15 protein-coding genes are annotated in these 19,017 nt (G+C 65.0%); 7 read left to right on the top strand and 8 right to left on the bottom strand.

What is annotated here, in order from left to right; genetic code table 11:
* Window positions 1–76 precede the first annotated feature (76 nt).
* The 4 genes from CKY51_RS11555 (at window position 77) to fhuE (ending at window position 6,345) form a co-directional block, all read left to right on the top strand.
* Window positions 77–1,414, top strand: a complete 1,338-nt coding sequence (locus CKY51_RS11555) for a dicarboxylate/amino acid:cation symporter (RefSeq protein WP_244952533.1) — start codon at window positions 77–79, stop codon at window positions 1,412–1,414.
* Between the two features lie 312 nt (window positions 1,415–1,726).
* Window positions 1,727–3,727 (top strand): transketolase, encoded by a 2,001-nt coding sequence (gene tkt, locus CKY51_RS11550; protein ID WP_022970854.1) that lies wholly within the window; start codon window positions 1,727–1,729, stop codon window positions 3,725–3,727.
* Window positions 3,728–3,853: 126 nt separating this feature from the next.
* On the top strand, window positions 3,854–4,048 hold the full coding sequence (locus CKY51_RS11545) for a hypothetical protein (protein ID WP_152249251.1): 195 nt from the start codon (window positions 3,854–3,856) through the stop codon (window positions 4,046–4,048).
* A 110-nt stretch (window positions 4,049–4,158) separates the two neighbouring features.
* Window positions 4,159–6,345 (top strand): ferric-rhodotorulic acid/ferric-coprogen receptor FhuE, encoded by a 2,187-nt coding sequence (gene fhuE / locus CKY51_RS11540; RefSeq protein WP_152249250.1) that lies wholly within the window; start codon window positions 4,159–4,161, stop codon window positions 6,343–6,345.
* A 133-nt stretch (window positions 6,346–6,478) separates the two neighbouring features.
* Here fhuE and CKY51_RS11535 read toward each other — a convergent pair whose 3' ends face one another.
* From CKY51_RS11535 to CKY51_RS11515, 5 genes are all read right to left on the bottom strand, one after another.
* Window positions 6,479–7,210, bottom strand: coding sequence for a M23 family metallopeptidase (locus tag CKY51_RS11535; RefSeq protein ID WP_152249249.1), 732 nt, complete (start codon window positions 7,208–7,210; stop codon window positions 6,479–6,481).
* A gap of 2 nt (window positions 7,211–7,212) precedes the next feature.
* Window positions 7,213–8,184 carry a L,D-transpeptidase family protein gene (locus CKY51_RS11530; protein ID WP_152249248.1) on the bottom strand — a complete coding sequence of 324 codons (972 nt, stop codon included), beginning with the start codon at window positions 8,182–8,184 and terminating at the stop codon, window positions 7,213–7,215.
* Between the two features lie 301 nt (window positions 8,185–8,485).
* A complete protein-coding gene (locus CKY51_RS11525) occupies window positions 8,486–11,200 on the bottom strand; it encodes a TonB-dependent receptor (RefSeq protein ID WP_022970861.1) in 2,715 nt (904 codons plus the stop codon).
* A 130-nt stretch (window positions 11,201–11,330) separates the two neighbouring features.
* Window positions 11,331–12,497, bottom strand: a complete 1,167-nt coding sequence (locus CKY51_RS11520) for a phosphatidylinositol-specific phospholipase C1-like protein (protein WP_152249247.1) — start codon at window positions 12,495–12,497, stop codon at window positions 11,331–11,333.
* A gap of 131 nt (window positions 12,498–12,628) precedes the next feature.
* Window positions 12,629–14,584 carry an acetyl-CoA hydrolase/transferase C-terminal domain-containing protein gene (locus tag CKY51_RS11515; RefSeq protein WP_022970863.1) on the bottom strand — a complete coding sequence of 652 codons (1,956 nt, stop codon included), beginning with the start codon at window positions 14,582–14,584 and terminating at the stop codon, window positions 12,629–12,631.
* A gap of 130 nt (window positions 14,585–14,714) precedes the next feature.
* On the opposite strand from CKY51_RS11515, the gene CKY51_RS11510 reads away from it, so the two are divergent.
* The 3 genes from CKY51_RS11510 to CKY51_RS11500 are packed head-to-tail and all read left to right on the top strand — an operon-like array spanning window position 14,715 to window position 16,952.
* Window positions 14,715–15,080, top strand: a complete 366-nt coding sequence (locus CKY51_RS11510) for a BlaI/MecI/CopY family transcriptional regulator (protein WP_022970864.1) — start codon at window positions 14,715–14,717, stop codon at window positions 15,078–15,080.
* The gene (locus CKY51_RS11505) at window positions 15,070–16,350 is read left to right on the top strand and encodes a TonB family protein (protein WP_022970865.1); all 1,281 of its coding nucleotides are present in this window, start codon (window positions 15,070–15,072) and stop codon (window positions 16,348–16,350) included. The genes CKY51_RS11510 and CKY51_RS11505 overlap by 11 nt, the downstream gene beginning before the upstream one ends.
* Window positions 16,347–16,952, top strand: coding sequence for a hypothetical protein (locus CKY51_RS11500; RefSeq protein WP_022970866.1), 606 nt, complete (start codon window positions 16,347–16,349; stop codon window positions 16,950–16,952). The genes CKY51_RS11505 and CKY51_RS11500 overlap by 4 nt, the downstream gene beginning before the upstream one ends.
* Window positions 16,953–17,099: 147 nt before the next feature.
* On the opposite strand, the gene CKY51_RS11495 is transcribed toward CKY51_RS11500, so the two are convergent.
* The 3 genes from CKY51_RS11495 to modB are packed head-to-tail and all read right to left on the bottom strand — an operon-like array spanning window position 17,100 to window position 19,014.
* On the bottom strand, window positions 17,100–17,657 hold the full coding sequence (locus tag CKY51_RS11495; protein WP_022970867.1) for a flavin reductase family protein: 558 nt from the start codon (window positions 17,655–17,657) through the stop codon (window positions 17,100–17,102).
* Window positions 17,658–17,710: 53 nt separating this feature from the next.
* On the bottom strand, window positions 17,711–18,325 hold the full coding sequence (modC, locus tag CKY51_RS11490) for a molybdenum ABC transporter ATP-binding protein (RefSeq protein WP_022970868.1): 615 nt from the start codon (window positions 18,323–18,325) through the stop codon (window positions 17,711–17,713).
* Window positions 18,325–19,014 (bottom strand): molybdate ABC transporter permease subunit, encoded by a 690-nt coding sequence (gene modB, locus CKY51_RS11485; RefSeq protein ID WP_031338467.1) that lies wholly within the window; start codon window positions 19,012–19,014, stop codon window positions 18,325–18,327. Before modB ends, modC begins: the two co-directional genes overlap by 1 nt.
* Window positions 19,015–19,017: the final 3 nt, after the last annotated feature.

The following is a 19,017-nucleotide window of genomic DNA, read 5'->3' as shown; positions in this document are numbered from 1 at the left end:
GGCCGCCTGGCCGCGGGTGGTCACGCTGATCGCGTTTGTTAAGCTCCGGCCTTTGCGTCCACCTCAAGGCCTCTTCATGACCGCATCCTCACCTCGCCCCGGCATGCCCCTGCATTGGAAGATGGGGATTGGCTTTGCTGTCGGCTTGCTGCTGGGATTGGCGGTCTATTTCCTCGCCGCTCCCGAGGCCGACTGGGTCCGCGTGCTGACGACCTACGTCACCACTCCGTTCTCCAAGGTCTTCCTCAATCTCATCTTCATGCTGATCGTGCCGCTGCTGTTTTCGGCGCTGGTGGTCGGCATTGCCGAGATGGGCGATATCCGCGCGTTGGGGCGGGTGGGTTGGCGCACGCTGGGCTATACGGTCGTGCTGTCGGGCGTGGCGGTGCTGTTGGGGCTGGTACTGGTGAACGTGCTGAAGCCGGGTGCGGGCGTGGATCCCCAGCTGGCGAGCCAATTGATCCAGGACAACAGCGAGCGCAGCCGCGAGATCATTTCCAGCTCCGGTGAGCAACCACAGGGCTTGGACATGCTGCTGTCGATCGTCCCCAACAACGTGGTCGAGGCCGCTTCCAACAATGGCGCGATCCTGTCGCTGATGTTCTTTGCGGTGATGTTCGGCGTCGGCATGGTGCTGTCGCCCGAGGAGAAGGTGGCCACGCTCAAGCAGGCGATCGAAGGCGTGTTCGAGATCTCGATGACCCTGATCGGGCTGGTCATCCGGCTGGCGCCGTATGCCGTGGCCTGCTTCATGTTCAACCTGGCGGCACTGTTCGGTCTGGACCTGTTGATCCGCCTCGGCGCCTACGTTGGCGTGGTGGTGCTGGCGCTCGGCCTGCATATGGTGGTGACTTACGGCCTGGCGGTGCGCTTCGCCGGCCGTTCGCCGCTGGCGTTCTTCCGCCAGACCCAGGAGGCGACGCTGATGGCGTTCTCCACCGCCTCCAGCAATGCCACCCTGCCGACCGCGCTGCGGGTCGCCGACGAGATGGGACTACCGCCGCGGGTGTCGCGCTTCGTGCTGACGGTGGGCGCTACCGCCAACCAGAACGGCACCGCCCTGTTCGAGGGCGTGACGGTGATTTTCCTGGCGCAATTCTTCGGCGTTGAGCTCGGTATTGGCCAGCAGTGCATGGTGATGGCGGTCTGCATCCTCGGCGGTATCGGCACCGCAGGCGTGCCGTCCGGCTCGCTGCCGGTGGTGGCGCTGATCTGCGCGATGGTGGGCGTCAACCCGGTCGGCATCGGCATGATCCTCGGCGTCAATCATTTCCTCGACATGTGTCGCACCGCGCTCAATGTCACGGGGGATCTGGCGTTGACGACGCTGGTCGCGAAGGGAGAGCCGGGGACGGGAGCGGCGGGACCCGGGGCCCGGGACCCGGGACCCGGAAAAGCGCAGGCTGCAGGGTAGAGAGCGAAGGCACGCTGCGGTTTTTTGGATTCAATTGCGCGCGGAGATGCTTGCCGGACCCTGACCCAGCTCCGGCAAGGTCGCAAAGCCGCGTTGCTGTAATGGAAACGCCCTTGGCGCGCAGCGTTTCTACGAGCGCGAAGGGACTGAGCCCGAAGGCCGCTTGACGCGCAATCACGTCAGGCGATGCTTTCGGTCCCGGGTCCCGGGTCCCGGGTCCCGGCCCTTGCACGCCCGACCCCAGTCACATGCTCTGTGGGACAATACGGGACTCCGCTCCCTGCGGTGTCCCCTCCGCTTCCATAGACGCTCATGACCCAGCCTACCCGCCGCCAGCTGGCCAACGCCATCCGTTTTCTCGCCGCCGATGCGGTCGAAGCCGCCAAGTCCGGCCATCCCGGCATGCCCATGGGCATGGCCGATATCGCCGAAGTGCTGTGGAACGACTATCTGCGGCACAACCCCAACAACCCGCAGTGGTTCAACCGCGACCGTTTCGTGCTGTCCAACGGGCACGGGTCGATGCTGCAGTACGCGCTGCTGCACCTGTCCGGCTACGACCTGCCGATCGAGCAGCTCAAGCAGTTCCGCCAGCTGCACAGCAAGACCGCCGGGCATCCCGAGCGCAGCGAGACCCCGGGCGTGGAGACCACCACCGGTCCGCTGGGGCAGGGCTTCGCCAATGCGGTCGGCTTCGCCCTGGCAGAGAAGCTGCTGGCGCAACGCTACAACCGTCCGGAGCTGCAGGTCGTCGACCATCGGACCTGGGTGTTCATGGGCGACGGCTGCATGATGGAAGGCATCTCGCACGAGGCCGCCTCGCTGGCCGGGACCTGGGGCCTGGGCAAACTGGTCGCGTTCTGGGACAACAACGAGATTTCCATCGACGGCAATACCGCCGGCTGGTTCAGCGATAACACGCCGGCGCGCTTCGAAGCCTATGGCTGGCACGTCATTCGCGATGTCGACGGCCACGACGCCGAGAAGATCAAGGCCGCCATCGAGGCAGCGCTGGACAACAGCGACAAGCCGACGCTGATCTGCTGCCGCACCAAGATCGGCTTCGGTGCACCGACCAAGGCCGGCAAGGAGTCTTCGCACGGCGCGCCGCTGGGCAAGGACGAGCTGGAAGGCGCGCGCAAGGCGCTGCAATGGCCGTATGGCCCATTCGAGATTCCGGAAGAGATCTACGCCGGCTGGCGTGCCAATGGCAGTGGCAAGTTGCGCCAGGCCGAGTGGGAGCAGCTGTTCGACAAGTACGCCAAGCAGTACGCCAGCGAAGCCGAGGAACTGACGCGCCGCTCGCATGGCGAGCTGCCGTCCGACTTCATCGCCAAGGCCGATGCCTACATCGCCAAGGCGCAGGAAGAAGGCCAGACGATCGCCTCGCGCAAGGCCTCGCAGCTGACGATCGAGGCCTTCGCGCCGTTGCTGCCTGAGTTGATCGGCGGCTCGGCCGATCTGGCTCATTCCAATCTGACGCTGTGGAAGGCCAGCAAGTCGGTCGCCACCGATGACCCGAACGCCAACTATGTGTATTACGGCGTGCGCGAGTTCGGCATGACCGCCATTGCCAATGGCCTGGCGCTGCATGGCGGCTTCATTCCCTTCGATGCCACCTTCCTGGTGTTCAGCGACTATGCCCGCAACGGCGTGCGCATGAGTGCATTGAACCCGGCACATGCCATCCACGTGTACACCCACGACTCGATCGGCCTGGGCGAGGATGGCCCGACCCATCAGCCGGTGGAACACCTGGCCTCACTGCGCTACATCCCCAATAACGATGTCTGGCGTCCGGCCGACGCGGTGGAATCGGCGGTGAGCTGGAAGGCCGCCATCACGCGCAAGGACGGCCCGAGCTGCCTGGTGTTCAGCCGCCAGAACCTGCCGCACCAGCCGCGCAGCGCCGAGCAGCTGAAGCTGATCGAGCGCGGCGGCTATGTGCTGGCCGATGCCGAGGGCGGCGCGCCGGACGTGATCCTGATCGGCACCGGTTCGGAAGTTGGTCTGGCGGTAGAAGCGAAGAAGACGCTGGACGCGGCCGGTTTGAAGACGCGCGTGGTATCGATGCCTTCCACCGACGTGTTCGATCGCCAGGATGCGGCTTACCGCGAATCGGTGCTGCCGAAGTCGGTGCGCAAGCGCGTGGCGGTGGAAGCGGGCGTGACCGATTTCTGGCGCAAGTACGTCGGCCTGGATGGCGCGGTGGTCGGGATGGACAGCTTCGGTGCATCGGCACCGGCCGATCAGCTGTACGCCTACTTCAAGATCACGACCGACCACGTGGTGGACGCGGCCAAGGCGTTGTAACGGCGCAGTCGGTCAGGAAGAAAAACGCCGGCGAAAGCCGGCGTTTTTGATGGGGTGAGCCCTTCGAAGCGCGCACCAGGTCTGCACTGCAACTCCGTTCTGGCAGCTCTTGGCGATCACGCACCGATGTCGCTGGTCGATGTGACGGTTCGGCGTCGTCTGCGTTTATCCAACGACGGTTTGCCAGAGGCGCCAGCCAGTCGACTGTTGATGTCAAAGGCCGCACAACATCGGTTCGTGCCAGGACGCTTCCGCAGTCATTCCGGTGGCGTTCGCTTCGGTCACATCGGTCCTGATGTGGAACGCCTATTTAAAATGTGAATCATTCCCATTAAAATGGTGCGCTGCCACGGCTGCGTGGCGGATCCCCCTCGTTCGCCGTCGCGCCCAGACCTGACGGCTTGCCCTCGACTGTCCGTGCTGGAGCTGTGATGAACCGTCCCACCGTAATGCGTCTCCTTCCCATTGCAGGGCGCCCGCGCGCGCTGTCGCAAGCGGTCCTGCTCAGCCTGTGTGGCTTGACGGCAGGACAGGCGATGGCTGAATCGCCAGCCGGTGAGCCCCAGGTCACGACGCTGGACCGGCTCAACGTGCAGGGCGAGCAGGTCAAGGGCTATACGGTGGAGAAGACCTCGGCCGGTACGCGCATGAACCTGGCGCTGAGCGAGATTCCCCAATCGGTCACGGTCGTCACCCGCGAGCGCATGGACGACCAGAACCTGCAGAGCATCGGCGATGTCCTCAACAACGTCACCGGCATTTCGGCCTCGCAAAACGATAGCGAGCGGCTGGACTTCTATGCGCGCGGTTTCTACATCGACAACTACCAATTCGATGGCATCCCGGTGTACATGGAGCAGGCCTGGAGTTATGGCGACTCGGCGCTGGATCTGGCGCTTTACGACCGGGTCGAAGTGGTGCGCGGTGCCACCGGTCTGCTGACCGGGTCGGGCAACCCGTCGGCTTCGATCAACCTGGTGCGCAAGCATGCGGTGAGCCGCGACTTCACCGGTACCGTCGCGGTCGGCGGTGGCGACTTCAACAAGACCCGTAGCGTGGCCGACGTGACCGTGCCGTTGAGTCCCAGCGGCAACGTGCGCGCGCGGGTGGTCGGCGTCTATCAGGATGGCGAGTCGGACATGGACCGCTACACGCTGCGCAAGAAGATCGGCTCGGCGATCATCGATGCCGATCTCACCGACAGCACCTTGCTGAGCGTGGGCTACGAATACCAGAAGAAGGAATCCAACGACGTTACCTGGGGCGGATTCCCATTGTTCTACAGCGACGGTACCCGTACCGATTATGCTCGCTCGTTCAATCCGGCAGCCGACTGGACCTTCTGGGATACCCGCTTGCAGCGCACCTTCGCCAGCCTGCAGCAGAGTTTCGACAATGGCTGGAGCCTCAAGGCCAACGTCAGTCACGAGAAAACCGACGCGGCGAATCACTTGTTCTATCCGTTCTATACGATCTACGGTTTCGATCGCGTCACCGGCGGTGGCGTGGTGCCGTACTCGGGCAACTACATGACCGAGCGCAAGGCCGACGGCGCCGATGCCTACGCCGAGGGTCCATTCCAGCTGTTCGGTCGCGAACATCAGCTGGTGGCCGGCGTCAGCTACAACCGCCGCGAGTACGTCAACAACGGCACCTTTGATTTTCCGGCCCCGCTGGACACCTACTTTGGCTGGAACGGCGCCTATCCGGAGCCCAACTGGAGCCCATTGTCGGTGCAGAGCGAAGGCACCATCAAGCAAAAGGCGGCCTATGTGGCTGCGCGCTTGTCGCTGGCCGATCCGTTGAAGTTGCTGTTGGGTGCGCGTTATACCGACTGGCGGATCGACGGCAACAACTTCGACTTCACCGCGCAGCAGTTGCTGCCCTTCGCCAACCGCCAGCACGACGTCACCCCGTATGCCGGGCTGGTGTACGCGCTGAATGACGTGTGGTCGACCTATGCCAGTTACACCGAGATCTTCAATCCGCAGACGCGGCGCAACGCCAGTGGCGGGTTCCTCGAGCCGTTGACCGGGAAAGCGTACGAAGCCGGTGTCAAGGCGGCCTGGTTCGACGATCAACTCAATGGTTCGTTGTCGCTGTTCCGCATCGAGCAGGACAATCTGGGCGTGCTGACGGGTAGCTTCGTCCCGGGCAGCAGCGAGTCTGCGTACGAGGCCGCCAATGGTGTGGTCAGCAAAGGGTTCGATTTCGAGCTGTCCGGGCGTCTGACCCAGGGCTGGAATGCCACCTTCGGCGCCTCGCATTACACGGCCCGCGATGCCGATGGCGTGTCGATCAACAAGCAGTTGCCACGCACCACGATCAAGCTGTTCAGCAGCTACACCCCGCAAGGGGCGTGGAGCGATCTGACCGTCGGTGGCGGTGTGAACTGGCAGAATCGCATCTACTACGTCGACCCGGTCTATGGCACCGCGCAGCAAAGTGCCTACGCATTGGTCAGCGCATTCGCGCGCTATCGTCTCGCGCCGCAGTTCTCCGTGCAGCTCAACCTCGACAATCTGCTCGACAAGCGGTACTACGCGCAAATCGATGGCGGTTACGGTGCCTGGGGCGCCTCACGTAACGGCATGCTGACGTTCACCTACAGCTTCTGATGGACGCCAGCGCGAAGGCGATCGGTGACTTCCGATCGCCTTCCAGGTCGACAGCCTTCGCCGCAGTCAGTGCGGCATTGCCCTTCATCGCCCTTCAAGCAGGACCGTTAGGGCGCATCCGCGGCAGACCCGCTCACGGCAATGATTGGTCGCCGCGGAGGATGGGATAGGGGTTGAGCGCCTCGCCCTTCCACCATTGGCGTTCGGGGCCGAGTCGATGGATCTCGAAGTGCAGGTGTGGCGCACCGGGGTCGGCATTGCCAGTGCTGCCGACATAGCCGATCACCTGGCCACGCCGGATCGATTGCTTTTCCGCCAGGCCGTCCGCGTAGCGTTGCAGATGCGCGTAGTAATAACAGTAGTGGCCACTGGGTTCGAATTGATAGATCGTCAGTCCGCCACGTTTGCTGTCGAACAGCTTTTCGATGGTACCGTCAGCGACCGCCAATACCGGCGTGCCGGCGGGGGCGAGGATATCGATCGCGTCATGGACCCGCCCTTCGCTGCGGGCATCGGTGAAGGTGTCCTGCAACTGATCGCGCACGACGCCTTGCACCGGGATCAACAACGCCGCTCCATCCGCTGCAGTGGTTGAAGGAGCGCTATTGATCGGTGTGACGTCCGCTGTGACGGGCGCCGGCGTGGCGGGTAGCGTATCCGCCATGCCGTCTGATGACGCCGAAGGAGCCGCTGCAGATGCCGATGCGGGTTCCGTGGACACTGTCTGCGCGGCCTGTGCCGTCGGCGCGGCACGCGGCGCGGCTGGCGCAGTGACGGCAATGGGCGCGTCAGTGTGACGCTGCGTCCACCAGTATCCGCCAGCACCGAGCAAAAGACCGGTGATCACCAACGCAAGCAGTTTCATGTCTACTCCTGCATCACCACGGGGACCGACGCATCCACCACGCTGGCCAAGTTCACCACGTCCCAGTTGGTCAGCCGCACGCAACCGTGGGACTCGGTCTTGCCGACATGGCCGGGCTCGGGGGTTCCATGCAGGCCGTAATGCGGCTTGGACAGATCGATCCACACGCGCCCGACCGGATTGTTGGGTCCGGGAGGCAATGTCTGCTTTTTGTCGCCTTTCTTGGCGTCCCAGAACAGCTTGGGGTTGTACTTGAACTCAGGATCGCGCGAGATGCCGAGGATCTTCCAGCGACCGATCGGCAGCGGGTCGTGCTTGCTGCCCGAGGACACCGGAAACTGCGCATAGACCTTGCCATCGGCATCGAGCAGGCGCAGGGTCGAATCGGATTTGTCGACGACCAGACTGGCGGGCTTGCGCAATGGCGCAGCGCCATCGATGTTGGGCACCTGGATCACAGTGCCGGCCTTGCCCAGGTCGACGCCAGGATTGAGTTGACGCAGCAGCTTGGGATCGGCGTGAAAGCGCTCGCCCAGTGCTTCGTCCACCGAGGCGTAGCCCATCGCGGGCAATTTGGCCTGCTCGGCTGGCGTGTCCGGAATGGGTTGGAACGGGCCGGCGACGTCGGCGTCGGTAAGGGTGTATTGCGCCAACACGGGTGTTGCATCGGCTTGCAGGGCCTGCCAGGTGGCATCGTCGAGATCGCCGGTGGCCTTGAGGCCGTGCGCTGCCTGAAATCCCGCCACCGCACGCTTCTGATTGGAACCGCGCTCTCCGTCGATCTGGCCGGGCGAGAAGTGCATGCGGTCCAGCAGCACCTGGGCATGCAGGTCCGAGCGTGGCCCGGTGGGGACGGGGGCGCTGGCGACAGCTGCGGTGGGGAGAGCCGACTGCGGGGCTTGAGCCAGGGCCGAACCGGCGATGACGGGAAACAGCGCTAGCAAGCAGGCGCAAGCGGACGGGCGTAAGGGCATATGCAGGTCCAGAAGAGACGTGTGCGCACCTTGCCGCAGCCGCCTGCGTTGTCGGCGTGAAAAGGACGGTGCGTCACCGACGCGACGCTGGCCATGTGCTGCCACAGGCACGCTTGCTGGGCCGCCAGATCGTCACGGATGCTGCGATTGCGCTGCGGCGACCACACAAACGCATGATCCACATCGGCTTGAATCACGCGGCCACGCCCGATCCGCGCGTTTGGCAGACGCGCGGATCGCTCGCGTGCAGCGGACGGACCGTGCACGCGAGCGACTGACGCAGAAAACTGGCCTGGTGACGTCAGTAGGTATAGCTCAGCGTGATCTGATAGACCCGGCCGGTTTCCACATAGGCGCCATCGGCGCCCGGGTCGTAGGCCATGTAGCGCCTGGACTTGCCCTGGGTCTCGTAGAAAGTGGCGGCATTGAGCAGGTTCTTCGCCGACACGCCGACATCGATGTGGTGCGGCAGGTGATAGGTGGCGTTGAAGCTCAGCGATTTGACCGGTTGCAAGTAATAATTGAGGTGGTCGCTGGTCAATCCCAGCAATTGCAGGCCGGTGTAGTTGTAGTTCAAATCGGCACGCAGGCGGCTGTCGTCGTAGAACAGATCCAGGTTGTAGATCCGCTCCGGCGCGCGTGGTAGCCAGGTCTTTCCGGATTGATCGGGGCGTTTGCTGTCTGCTTGGCTGTGCTGCAGGGTGAGGTTGCCGGCAACGCCAAGGTTGCTCCACAGCCCGGGTAGGTCCTGAAGGCGTTTGCTTGCGGCCAGCTCAATGCCCTCGACCGTGGCAGTGCCACCGTTTTGCGGCATGGTCACCGGCACCCCGTTCTCGAAGGTGGTACCGGTCGGCACCAGTCCACCCAGGGTACTGTCGTTGCTGGTGGCAGATTGCGAGGTGTAGACGAACCCGGCGATGCGCTTGTAGTAGGCCGATGCACTGAGCACGCCACCGGCCTGGTCGTAGAACTCGGCCGAGAGGTCGGCGTTCTCGGCAGTGCTGGGCTTGAGGTCCGGATTGGGCTTGGAGATCCCGACCACCTGCTGCCGATCATCGACGGTGTAGACGGTCTCGCCGGAGATCAGGCCGAAGGCAGGGCGGCTGAAACTGCGTCGCAGCGAGGCGCGGTAGACGGTGAATTCGTCGGGACGATAGTTGAGGCTGATGCCTGGCAGCACTTCGGCGTAGGTGCGGCCGCTGGAGATGAAACCGCCGCCGATGCCATCGCCGCTGGATCGCCAGGAATCGGCCGAGTAACGCGTCAATTCATAGCGCACACCCGGCAGCACGCTGAGCGCGCCGACGTGCAAGCTGGCCATCGCATAGCCCGAATAGATCGCTTCGGTGCTGGAGGTCGTATTGGCGTTGTAATCGTTGGCGGTGTAGTTGCCGGCACCAGTGGGATCGTTGATGTACTTGTACGGTAAGGCCTGCGCGAGCATCCAGTTGCGGTCGAGCAGTTTGAACGGCCCGGCATAGTGGCCATCGAAGGCGCTGTAGGTCAGGCGCCCCGGGATCGCGCTCAACGGTGGTCCGCCAGCAGTGGGGAAGACGTAGTTCGGGCCGCCGAAGTACGGGCCGTTGGTGACGAAGTTGCCGTCCTTGTGGAAGAACGGATGATCGTAGGCAGCGCGATCGGAGTGATCGGCGGACAGACCCAGTTTGACGCTATCGAGCACGTTGCCGTCGACCTGGTAGCTGATATCGGTGTGGGCGTTGATACGATTGTCGTGGCTGCCGGCATCGTGCCCCTGCACCTTCCATAGCAGCGAGGAGTCCAGGTTGTAGAAGAAGTTCTGCAGGGCGGCAGAACTCGGTGCGATGCTCGGATAGGTCGGGTCGCTGAGGTCGAAGGCGAAGCTTCCCGGGACAAACCCATACAGGCTGGCGGACACGTAGTCCGGGCGGCGGCGGGTGCCGCGTCCGACGGAGCTGCCGTAATCCACATGCAGCCGATCCAGGGTGGTTTGTCCGCCGAGCTGCAGGGTCGCCAGCGTCTCGTCGATATCGTGTGTGTTGAAGTATCCGCCACGCACCGCGATCGGCTGGTTCAAACGGGTTTCCAGGCGTGCGCTGGACTGGTCCTGCTGCCCGGTGACGCCATAGCTGCCGTAGATCGCGCGGGCATACAACGCGCTATTGTCGCCTTGCCAGTCCAGCGACAGGGTCCCGCCGTAGCGTTTGATCTGACTGGTATAGAGGCTGTACTTGTAGCGGGTGCTGATCAGTGGGCCGACGTTGCTGAGGTCGACGGCATTGGCGAGGGTGGGATCGGCGGGCAGGTACTTGCTGTTGGGCGCGGGTGCCTGCGCCATGTTGTTGTTCTCACCGTAATAGGCGGCGGCGTAGAGCCCGAAGGCATGGCCCTCACCGAATTTCCAAGCGACTTCCTGCTGCAGCGTGCCGCCGGTGTGCTTGCCGCCCAGCTCCGATGCCAGCGCGTTGAACTGGCCCTGTGCGGTGGTCTTGGCGTAGAGGTCTTGATCGAAGTCGAAGGCACTCGGGGTACGCATATCGATCGCGCCACCGATCGCATCGCCCGGCAAGTCCGGCGTAGGCGTCTTGGATACCTGGACCGACTGGATGCCGAACGGAGCCAGCATGTTCAAGGAGATTGCACGCGTCGACGAGTCGGTTTCCGGCATGCCGAAGCCGTTGAGCGTATAGGCGTTGTAGCTGGCATCCAGACCGCGGATGCTGACATAGGCGTTCTCGCCGGTGGTCGCCTGGCCCAGATGCATGTCGCTGTAGGCAGACAGGCCTGGCAGATGCGCGACGACGTCGGCGATGCCGCCCGAAGGGATGGCGTCGATCTGCTGCTTGCTCATCACGCTGTTGACGCTGTTGGACACCCGTTGCTCGTCGAGCGAGCCCGGGGTGGCGGCATGCTTGGCCTGCACAGTGACCGTGTCCAGGGTGGTGGCGGCCAGTTCCGGTGTCTCGGCAAAGGCCGGTGCGGAAAGGACCAGCGCGATGGCGCAGGTCAAGCGATGGGTGGTGCGGGGACGTTGCATGATCGACTCGCATGGGGGGGAGAAAGGGCCCGGCCCATGGGACGGGCGCAGGCGGGCATCGCCGACGCCGTCCGTTGCGACAGGTGTGCTCGGTATTCGGTTTGCCACCGCCGCAGCGGTGATCCAGTGCTCAGTGGCTCAGGTCGACGCTCTGACAGTGGTCGCGCGGCTGCCGCTGCGGGTTGCAGCGGGCGACCGCGTCGCCGTCGAAACGCACCACGTAGCCGGAGCTGGCGGCTTCATGCGGCGGGAAGTCGGTGCTCAGCAGTTGTGCACCACTGGCCAGCATGGCGTCGCGCCGTTGGGTATCTTCGTGCAGGTCCGCATCGGTTCGGGTGCGGACCAGATAGCCGGCCTTGACCAGCTGCGTGATCTCCGCGGCCGGCCCGTCATTGAGTTCGGTGAACGCGGCATCGTCCGTGCCGGGAGCTGCGTTGGTGAAGCACACCCGGCCGCGCAACGAAGGATGCCCGGGCAGGTAGCTGTCACCGGCCGAGCGCTGGTCGAGCAGGAAGATCACCTTGCCGCGCGCCTGTGCCAGCGATGGCCAGCCATGGCTTCGAATGGCTGCGTTGAGCGTCGCCGCCTTGCCGCGTACCTGGTCGGGGCTCAGGTATTCGCCAGGCAGGAACACCGAGCGTAATTCGGCGTCCAGCGCATCCATGGTCGGCGCATCGAAGGGCTCCGGCTGGACGGTGGGGAAGTCCAGCTGCAGCGGTGTCTGCTTGGTCTCCAGCAGGATGAAGATCGGTACGTGTCCGGGGTGCTGCTTGGACCATGCGCGGACTTCCCGCAGGCAGGCGATCAGCGGCTGGCAAGTGCTGCGTTGATCGACGTCCTGGACATGCATGACCTTGAAGCCGGGCGCGCCCATCACTGCCTCCGGTGCGCTGGGCGGGGCGGGCGGCAATCCGGCCTTGGCGATCTGCTCGGCGATCGCGGGATGCGCGTAACGCCCGCCGTGGGCATCGGCGAAGATGTCCAGTTCGATCTGGCGGACGCCATCATCCAATTGTTGCGTCAACGGTGGATGCCGATAGTCCAGTGCGGCGAACAGCTGTGGATTCTTCTGCTTCAGCAACGCCGCCTCGCTTGGCGCGAAGCCCGCGTGGTAGCTGTTATGGCTACCGATGTATTGGAAATCGGTCAGGCGGGGAGCGGCGTGTGCGCCGATGCAGAACACCATCAGTGCTGCCAGCACAGCGCAGCGCGGCGGATTTCTTCGCTTTTTGCGCGCTGATTTCGCCGAATTGAGAGCGATGGGTTGTGAGTGCAACGAAGTGCGGAAAGCAGGCATGCGAGGTGATCGAGAAAGGTCGGCGCATCATCACGGTCGAGCTTGACGCCTATCTTTCCGCTGTATGTCCATCGTGCGTCAGTTCGCGCAATGACTGCGCGGCCCATCGCGCCCTGGCCGCGCCATCGATCTCACGGCGCTGCCGTCCGTTGCAGCGCATACGCAAGCAAGCGTGCCTGCAGTCGATCGCCAAGACCATGTGGCGCTTCCAGGTCCATGCGTTGCAGCGCACGTGTCAGGCGAGGCGTAGGCGCCTCATGCGTCAACAGGGCGCGACTCACGGTTGCCGCTTTACCCGTGGCGCTGGCGGTTGCACGACCCAGCCAGGTCAATGCACGTAGCAGCTCCTGCTCGGTGTCGGTGAAGTCACTGCCGAGCGGATAGTCCGGCAGGCTGTCATCGCGACGAAATGGCGCCAGTGCGTGCTCCAGCGCCTCGGGTGTATTGGTACGCCTGCCCTGCGCAGAGGACGGCATGTCGCGCAACTTGCGCGCGCTCTGGGCTTCGGTCAACAGTCCATCCTGAAAGCGCGCGTCGCAGATGCCTGCCATCGCCGCGATGCAGTCGTGATCGGTCTGGTGACGCACGTCGGCGATGCCGTATTCGGTGATGTACACATCGCGCAGGTGACGGGGGATGGTGGTATGGCCGTAGTTCCAGCGGATATTGCTGGCGTCGTCCGCGCCCGTGCGGCGCGTGGCGCGCAGCATCAGCACGCTGCGCGCCTGCGGCAGCGCATGCGCCATGGCGACGAAGTTGTATTGGCCGCCGACGCCGGACACGACGCGGCCATCATCCAGGCCGTCGGAGACCGCTGCACCCAAGGCGGTGGCCATCATGCAGGAGTTGAAGAAGCGCGCATCGTGGCGTTGCAGGCGACGCAAGGACTCCTCGCCATACAACTGGTTGATCTCGCTGATGCGACGCATGTCGATCGCCCGCCGTGTCGAAGCATCCAGCGTACGCAGCCAGGCATAGAATTCCGGCGAGCCCAGATAGAAGGCACCATGCAGGAACTGGCCCTCGTTGGCCAGGCGCAGGCGATCGTCGGCATCGGCACTGCCATCGGCCAGGCGCTGCATCAGCGATGGATCGTCATGCACCTTGCGGCGAATCACGCCGCTGTCGACCAATTGCTTGAAGCCTTCATTGAGCATTTCGCTGCAGCCATACAGGCCGGTGGCGAACGGTGTCAGGCCACCGCTTTCGCGTACCGTGGGGTGCTGTTCCAGGGTCGGGTCGAGCGCGTGCAGGATCTTGCGATAGGTGGCGTTGTCGGTGTGGCGCAGCACCAGCGCATGGCTCAGCGCATCGGCCAGCGTCCCGATACCGATCTGCAGCGTGCCGCCGTCGCGCACCAGCGTGCTGGCGTACAGACCGATGGCGTAGTCGATCGTGCAGACCGCTTGCCGCGGCAGGCCGAATAGCCGGGGGGCAGGACCTGGCAGTTCCACCAGCAGATCGAAAAAGTGCGCGTCCACCGCGGCGCTGCCGCCGATCCATGGCAGCTGTGGGTCGACCTCGGCCACCAGCAGTGGGCGCGCCAAGCCGCGCGCCTGCATCGCATCGAGCGTGTCCTGGGTGATGTCGTTATTGCAGGACAGCGACAGCCGTTGTCCGTCCGGTTCGCGCGCGACCTTCTGCACGATCACGTTCGGTGCGCGTAGGGCGATGGCCGCGGCGGCATGGGTGTAGTTCAGGCTGGTGTAATCCGATTGTGCCTGGCTGGAGTGCAGCAGCCCTCCCGATTGCATGTAGAACTCTTCCACCCGCACGTGCGCCGGCAAGGCATCGCGCAGCAGTGCATCGACATACGCCAGGCGTGGATAGTCCTCGCCGAAGTGGCGCACCAGAAACGGCTTGGCGAAACGCGCTTGCAGCCCGCGACCGGGCTTGGGTGGATTGAGCGATAGCGCGGTATAGAGCGTCATCGGCCGCGTCGGGGTGTGTTCGATCGCCGCATACAGTGCGTTCAATAGCCGGTGCGGCTTGCCGATGCCCAGCGGGGCGCCGACACGGAGGGGGCCGTCGATCTGCTGCAGGATGCGCGCGACGACGGGCGCCAGGTCGGTGTAGTGGTCAGTCATCGCAGCAGGGTAGCCGACCCGCGCTGGCGGTGGTGGCGCGAGGCAGTGTGTCCGTCGACGGCGGAGGTGGGACGGCTTGACATGCCGAAAATTTACGTGCGTAATCGATAAAAATTACGGATGTAATCGCATGTCGATCAGTGATGCCGAGTCGGTGGTGATGCAGGTGCTGTGGGACCGTGCTCCGCGCAGCGCCGAGGACGTCGTTGCTGCGTTGGCGCATACCGGTTGGGCCGAGCCGACGATCAAGACCCTGCTCAACCGGCTGCTCAACAAGGGCGTGCTCGCCGCCGAAAAGCAGGGGCGCCGTTATCTCTACACGCCACGGTTGTCGCGCGAACACTGGGTTCAACAGCAGAGCGACGGACTGCTGCACCGCGTGTTCGAGGGACGGGTCGCGCCGCTGGTGGCGCATTTCAGCCGGCGCGGCAAGCTCAGTGCCGCCGATGTGGCCGAGCTCAAACGTCTGCTGCAGGAGCTGGACGATGCGCCCTGACATCGTGGAGGGATTGCTGAGTGGCACGCTTGCGACGAGCGCGGCGGTGGTGCTGTGCCTGCTATTGCGCTGGCCCTTGCGTCGTTGGCTGGGCGCAGGCGCCGCCTACGCGGCATGGAGCTGCGTCCCGCTGGCCTTGCTGGTGGACCTGTTGCCGCATCCAGCCCCGGAGCCCAGCGTCTTGCAGCTGCCGACGGTGGCGGTGCTGCCGACGGTCAGCGCCTGGGTCCCGCCTCATCCAGCGTGGGGTACGGCGGTGATGGCGGTATGGGCGGGCGGCGCGGTGCTGGGGGCAATGCTGTTGTACTGGCAGCAACGGCGGTTTGCCTCCGCCTTGGGGCCGACGCGGGTACGCGCCGGCCTGCACTGGGCGGCGCGCGAGGACCTCGGCCTGCCCGCAGTTCTCGGCGTGTGGCGGCCGCGCATCGTGTTGCCGGCGGATTTCTTCCGGCGCTACACGCCGCAGGAACGTGCGCTGATCCTGGCGCATGAGCGCGTGCACCTGCGGCGCGGCGATCTGCAGATCAATCTGCTGGCGACGGTGCTGTTGTGCCTGGGCTGGTGCAATCCGCTGGTTCATCTGGGCTGGCGCGCGTTCCGGCTGGATCAGGAGTTCGCCTGCGATGCCGCCGTGCTGGCCCGCCATCCGCAAGCGCGGCATCGCTATGCCACTGCCATGCTCAAGACCCAATTGGGGGCGCAGTGGCTGACGGTGGCCTGCGGCTGGACGCATCCGCTGGTGCAGCGCATCGCCGCCCTGCAAGGCCCGCACTCGACGGCATCGATGGCGCGCTGGTCGGCACCGATGGTGCTGCTGCTGGCAGTGCTGGGTGCCAGCGTAGGCTGGGCCGCGCAGCCAGCACGCCCGCAGGAGCAGGCCACGGTACCGGCACAGGATTTTGCACGTCTGCAACCACCGCATTACCCCAAGCAGGCGCTGGACGCCGGCGTGCAAGGCGAAGTGGTGTTGCGGATCGCCATGGATGCCCGCGGCGTGCCGCAACGCATCGTGGTCGAGCGAAGTAAGCCTGCCGGCGTGTTCGATCAGGCAGTGCTCGATGCCGCGCGGCAATGGCGGCTGTTCCCCGGCACCGTCGATGGCAGGCCGGTGGCCTCGGTGGTCCGGGTGCCGGTGCGGTTCGAACTCGATGCCGACGATGCGCCCCACAGCGCGGCGCCAGCGACGACCCGGGTGCTGGCGTCGACCTCTACGCAGACACGCGCCTGCTCTGCCCCCGGCTGTCTGGCGGCCAGGGAGACACTGCCATGAAGCAGCCCGGGTGGACGCTGCTGGCGATGTGTCTGGCCACGGTGTTGTGCGGCTGCGCCAGCCATCCGACGGTGGAGGCCGAGCAGACACGCCAGGTTGATCAACGTCAGCAATCGGTCGATCAACGCATGCTGCAACCGACCGCGTCTGCTGCCAACGCAAGCGCTGCCGTCCAGCCCTATACCCTGGCGGCGAGCGAGCGCTTTCGCATGCCGCGTGCCCTGCGCAGCGCGGGGCCGGAATTGCCGCCGACCTCGCCACGCCAGACGCTGGCGCCGACCACGATCTGTGCGCGGGTGATCCTGACCGCCGAGGGCGTGGTGCAGCGGGTAGACCCGCTGGTGGATCGCGACGAATGTACGGCAGGTTCCGCCGTGGAGAACGCCGATCTGTTCGACGCGGTACGGGCAGCGGTGCAACAGTGGCAATTCGAACCTGCGGCGATGTGTCGGTTCGCGCCGGGCCATCCGCCGCCGGCCGAGTTGGACGATTGCAGCGGCGCCAGTAACGTGCAGCCAGTGCCGGTGACCCTGAGTTTTGCGTTCACCTTCCAGATCCAGCACGGTAAGACGCGAGTGCGCACTGGTGCAATGACGCACTGAAGGCGCGGGCTAGAGCGTGTATCCACATTGAGACGACATGCGTTGGCCGTCAGCGCTGCGGAGCGAGTATTACAGGGCGCGGCGTACGCTCCGTGCCGCTGATGGCCAACCTGCGGAAAGCACTCATCTCAACGGACATGACACGCCCTAGAGCATCTCCGGGCGAAACCGACGCCGGCGCGACACCTCGTGTCCAGACACCATGAAGCGGCCATCACCGCGGTAATGCACGGTGGTGGGCCGCGCAGGGCGTTTGGCCACCTGTGCGCGTACGATTTCAAACACGAACAGGTTGTGGCGGGCGATCTGCCGGCCATCGTGCAGACGGCATTCGAAGCTGGCCGGGCATTCGGCGATGGCAGGGGCATCTACCTGTGCGCTCTCCACCGCGGTCAGGCCAAAGCGCGCGAACTTGTCGCCTTCGCTACCGCTGCAGTTGCCGATGTCCACCAGCGTGTCCAGCAGCGCAACGGTCGGCACGTTGATCACGCACTGGCGGCTGCGTCGGATCAAGTCGAAGCTGCGATTGCCGCGCGCGATGCAGCAGGCCACCAGCGACGGCGAAAACTCCAGCACCATGTGCCAGCCCATCGTCATGATGTCGCGCTCGCCAAGGTGCGCGGAACTCACCAGGACGACCGGCCCCGGTTCGAGAAACCGGCGGGCCTGGTCGACCGGGAATGGCTCCTTTCGGTATCGCTTCATCGTCGCCCTCCGCCGGCATGGTCGCGCTGCTGCGGTGAAGACGGCGACAGCGCTCAATCGAGCACGTGCACGCTGTCGGCGATGCGCTGCACTTCGTCGGGGTTGTGGCTGACGTAGAGCATCGGCAGGCGGATCTGGTCGCGAACGCGCTGCAGATAGGGAATCAACTCCTCGCGCCTGGCTTGATCCAGCGCCGACAACGGTTCGTCGAACAGCAGGATCGCCGGTTGCGACAACAGCGCCCGGCCGATCGCCACGCGTTGCGCCTCGCCGCCGGACAGCGTGCGCGGGCGACGTCGCAATAGCTCGCCGATACCGAGCAAGGCCACCACGTCATCGAAGCCGAAGTGATCCGGGCCGTGACCGTGGCGGCCATAGCGCAGATTCTCACGCACATCCAGGTGCGGGAACAGGCGCGCGTCCTGGAACACATAACCGATCCGGCGCCGATGCGTCGGCAGATCAATGCGCTGGCGATGGTCGTACAGACAGCGACCATCGATGCGGATATGCCCGGCCTGTGGCCGCACCAAGCCGGCGATGGCGTTGAGCACGGTGGTCTTGCCAGCGCCGGAGGGGCCCACCAACGCCACCACGCGTGCCGGATCGTCGATGCGGATCCGACGCTGGAAGCGCCCGCGCTGCACGTGCAGGTCGATGTCGAGCATCAGACCTCGTCCTCGCGCGGATGCGGTCGCCGCACCAGCCATTCGGACAGCAGCAGGGCGGCCAGCGAGATCGCCAGCGCCACGCCGGCCAGGCGCCAGACGCCCGCTTCCATTCCGGGCACCTGCATCAGGCCGTAGATCGCCGACGACAGCGTCTGCGTTTCGCCAGGGATATTGGAAACGAAGGTGATCGTCGCGCCGAATTCGCCCAGCGCCTTGGCGAACGCCAGCATCATGCCGGCGACCAGGCCCGGCCAGGCCAACGGCAAGGTGATGCTGAAGAACACCCGCCACGGGCCGGCACCGAGCGTGGCGGCGGCGGCTTCCAGCCGGCGGTCGGTGGCCTCGATCGACAGCCGGATCGCACGCACCATCAATGGGAATCCCATCACTGCGCACGCCAGCGCGGCACCGGTCCAGCGGAAGGCGAACTGGATGCCGAACTGTGCCAGCAGGAAGCGCCCCACTGGCCCCTGCGTCCCCAGCAGCACCAGCAGCGCATAGCCGGTCACCACCGGCGGCATCACCAGCGGCAGATGCAGCAGCGCATCCAGCAGCGCCTTGCCGGGAAAGCGCCGACGTGCAAGCAGCCAGCCGCAAGCGATGCCCGGAGGCAGGCTGGCGATGGCGGCGACCGCGGCCACCTTCAGACTCAGGCCGATCGCGGTCAGTTCTTCGGCGGTGAAGATGCT

This window comes from Xanthomonas maliensis, from assembly GCF_009192945.1.
Taxonomy (GTDB): Bacteria; Pseudomonadota; Gammaproteobacteria; order Xanthomonadales; family Xanthomonadaceae; genus Xanthomonas; species Xanthomonas maliensis.
Note: the sequence above shows the minus strand (reverse complement) of the source record. Positions and strands in the feature narration are given on the sequence as shown.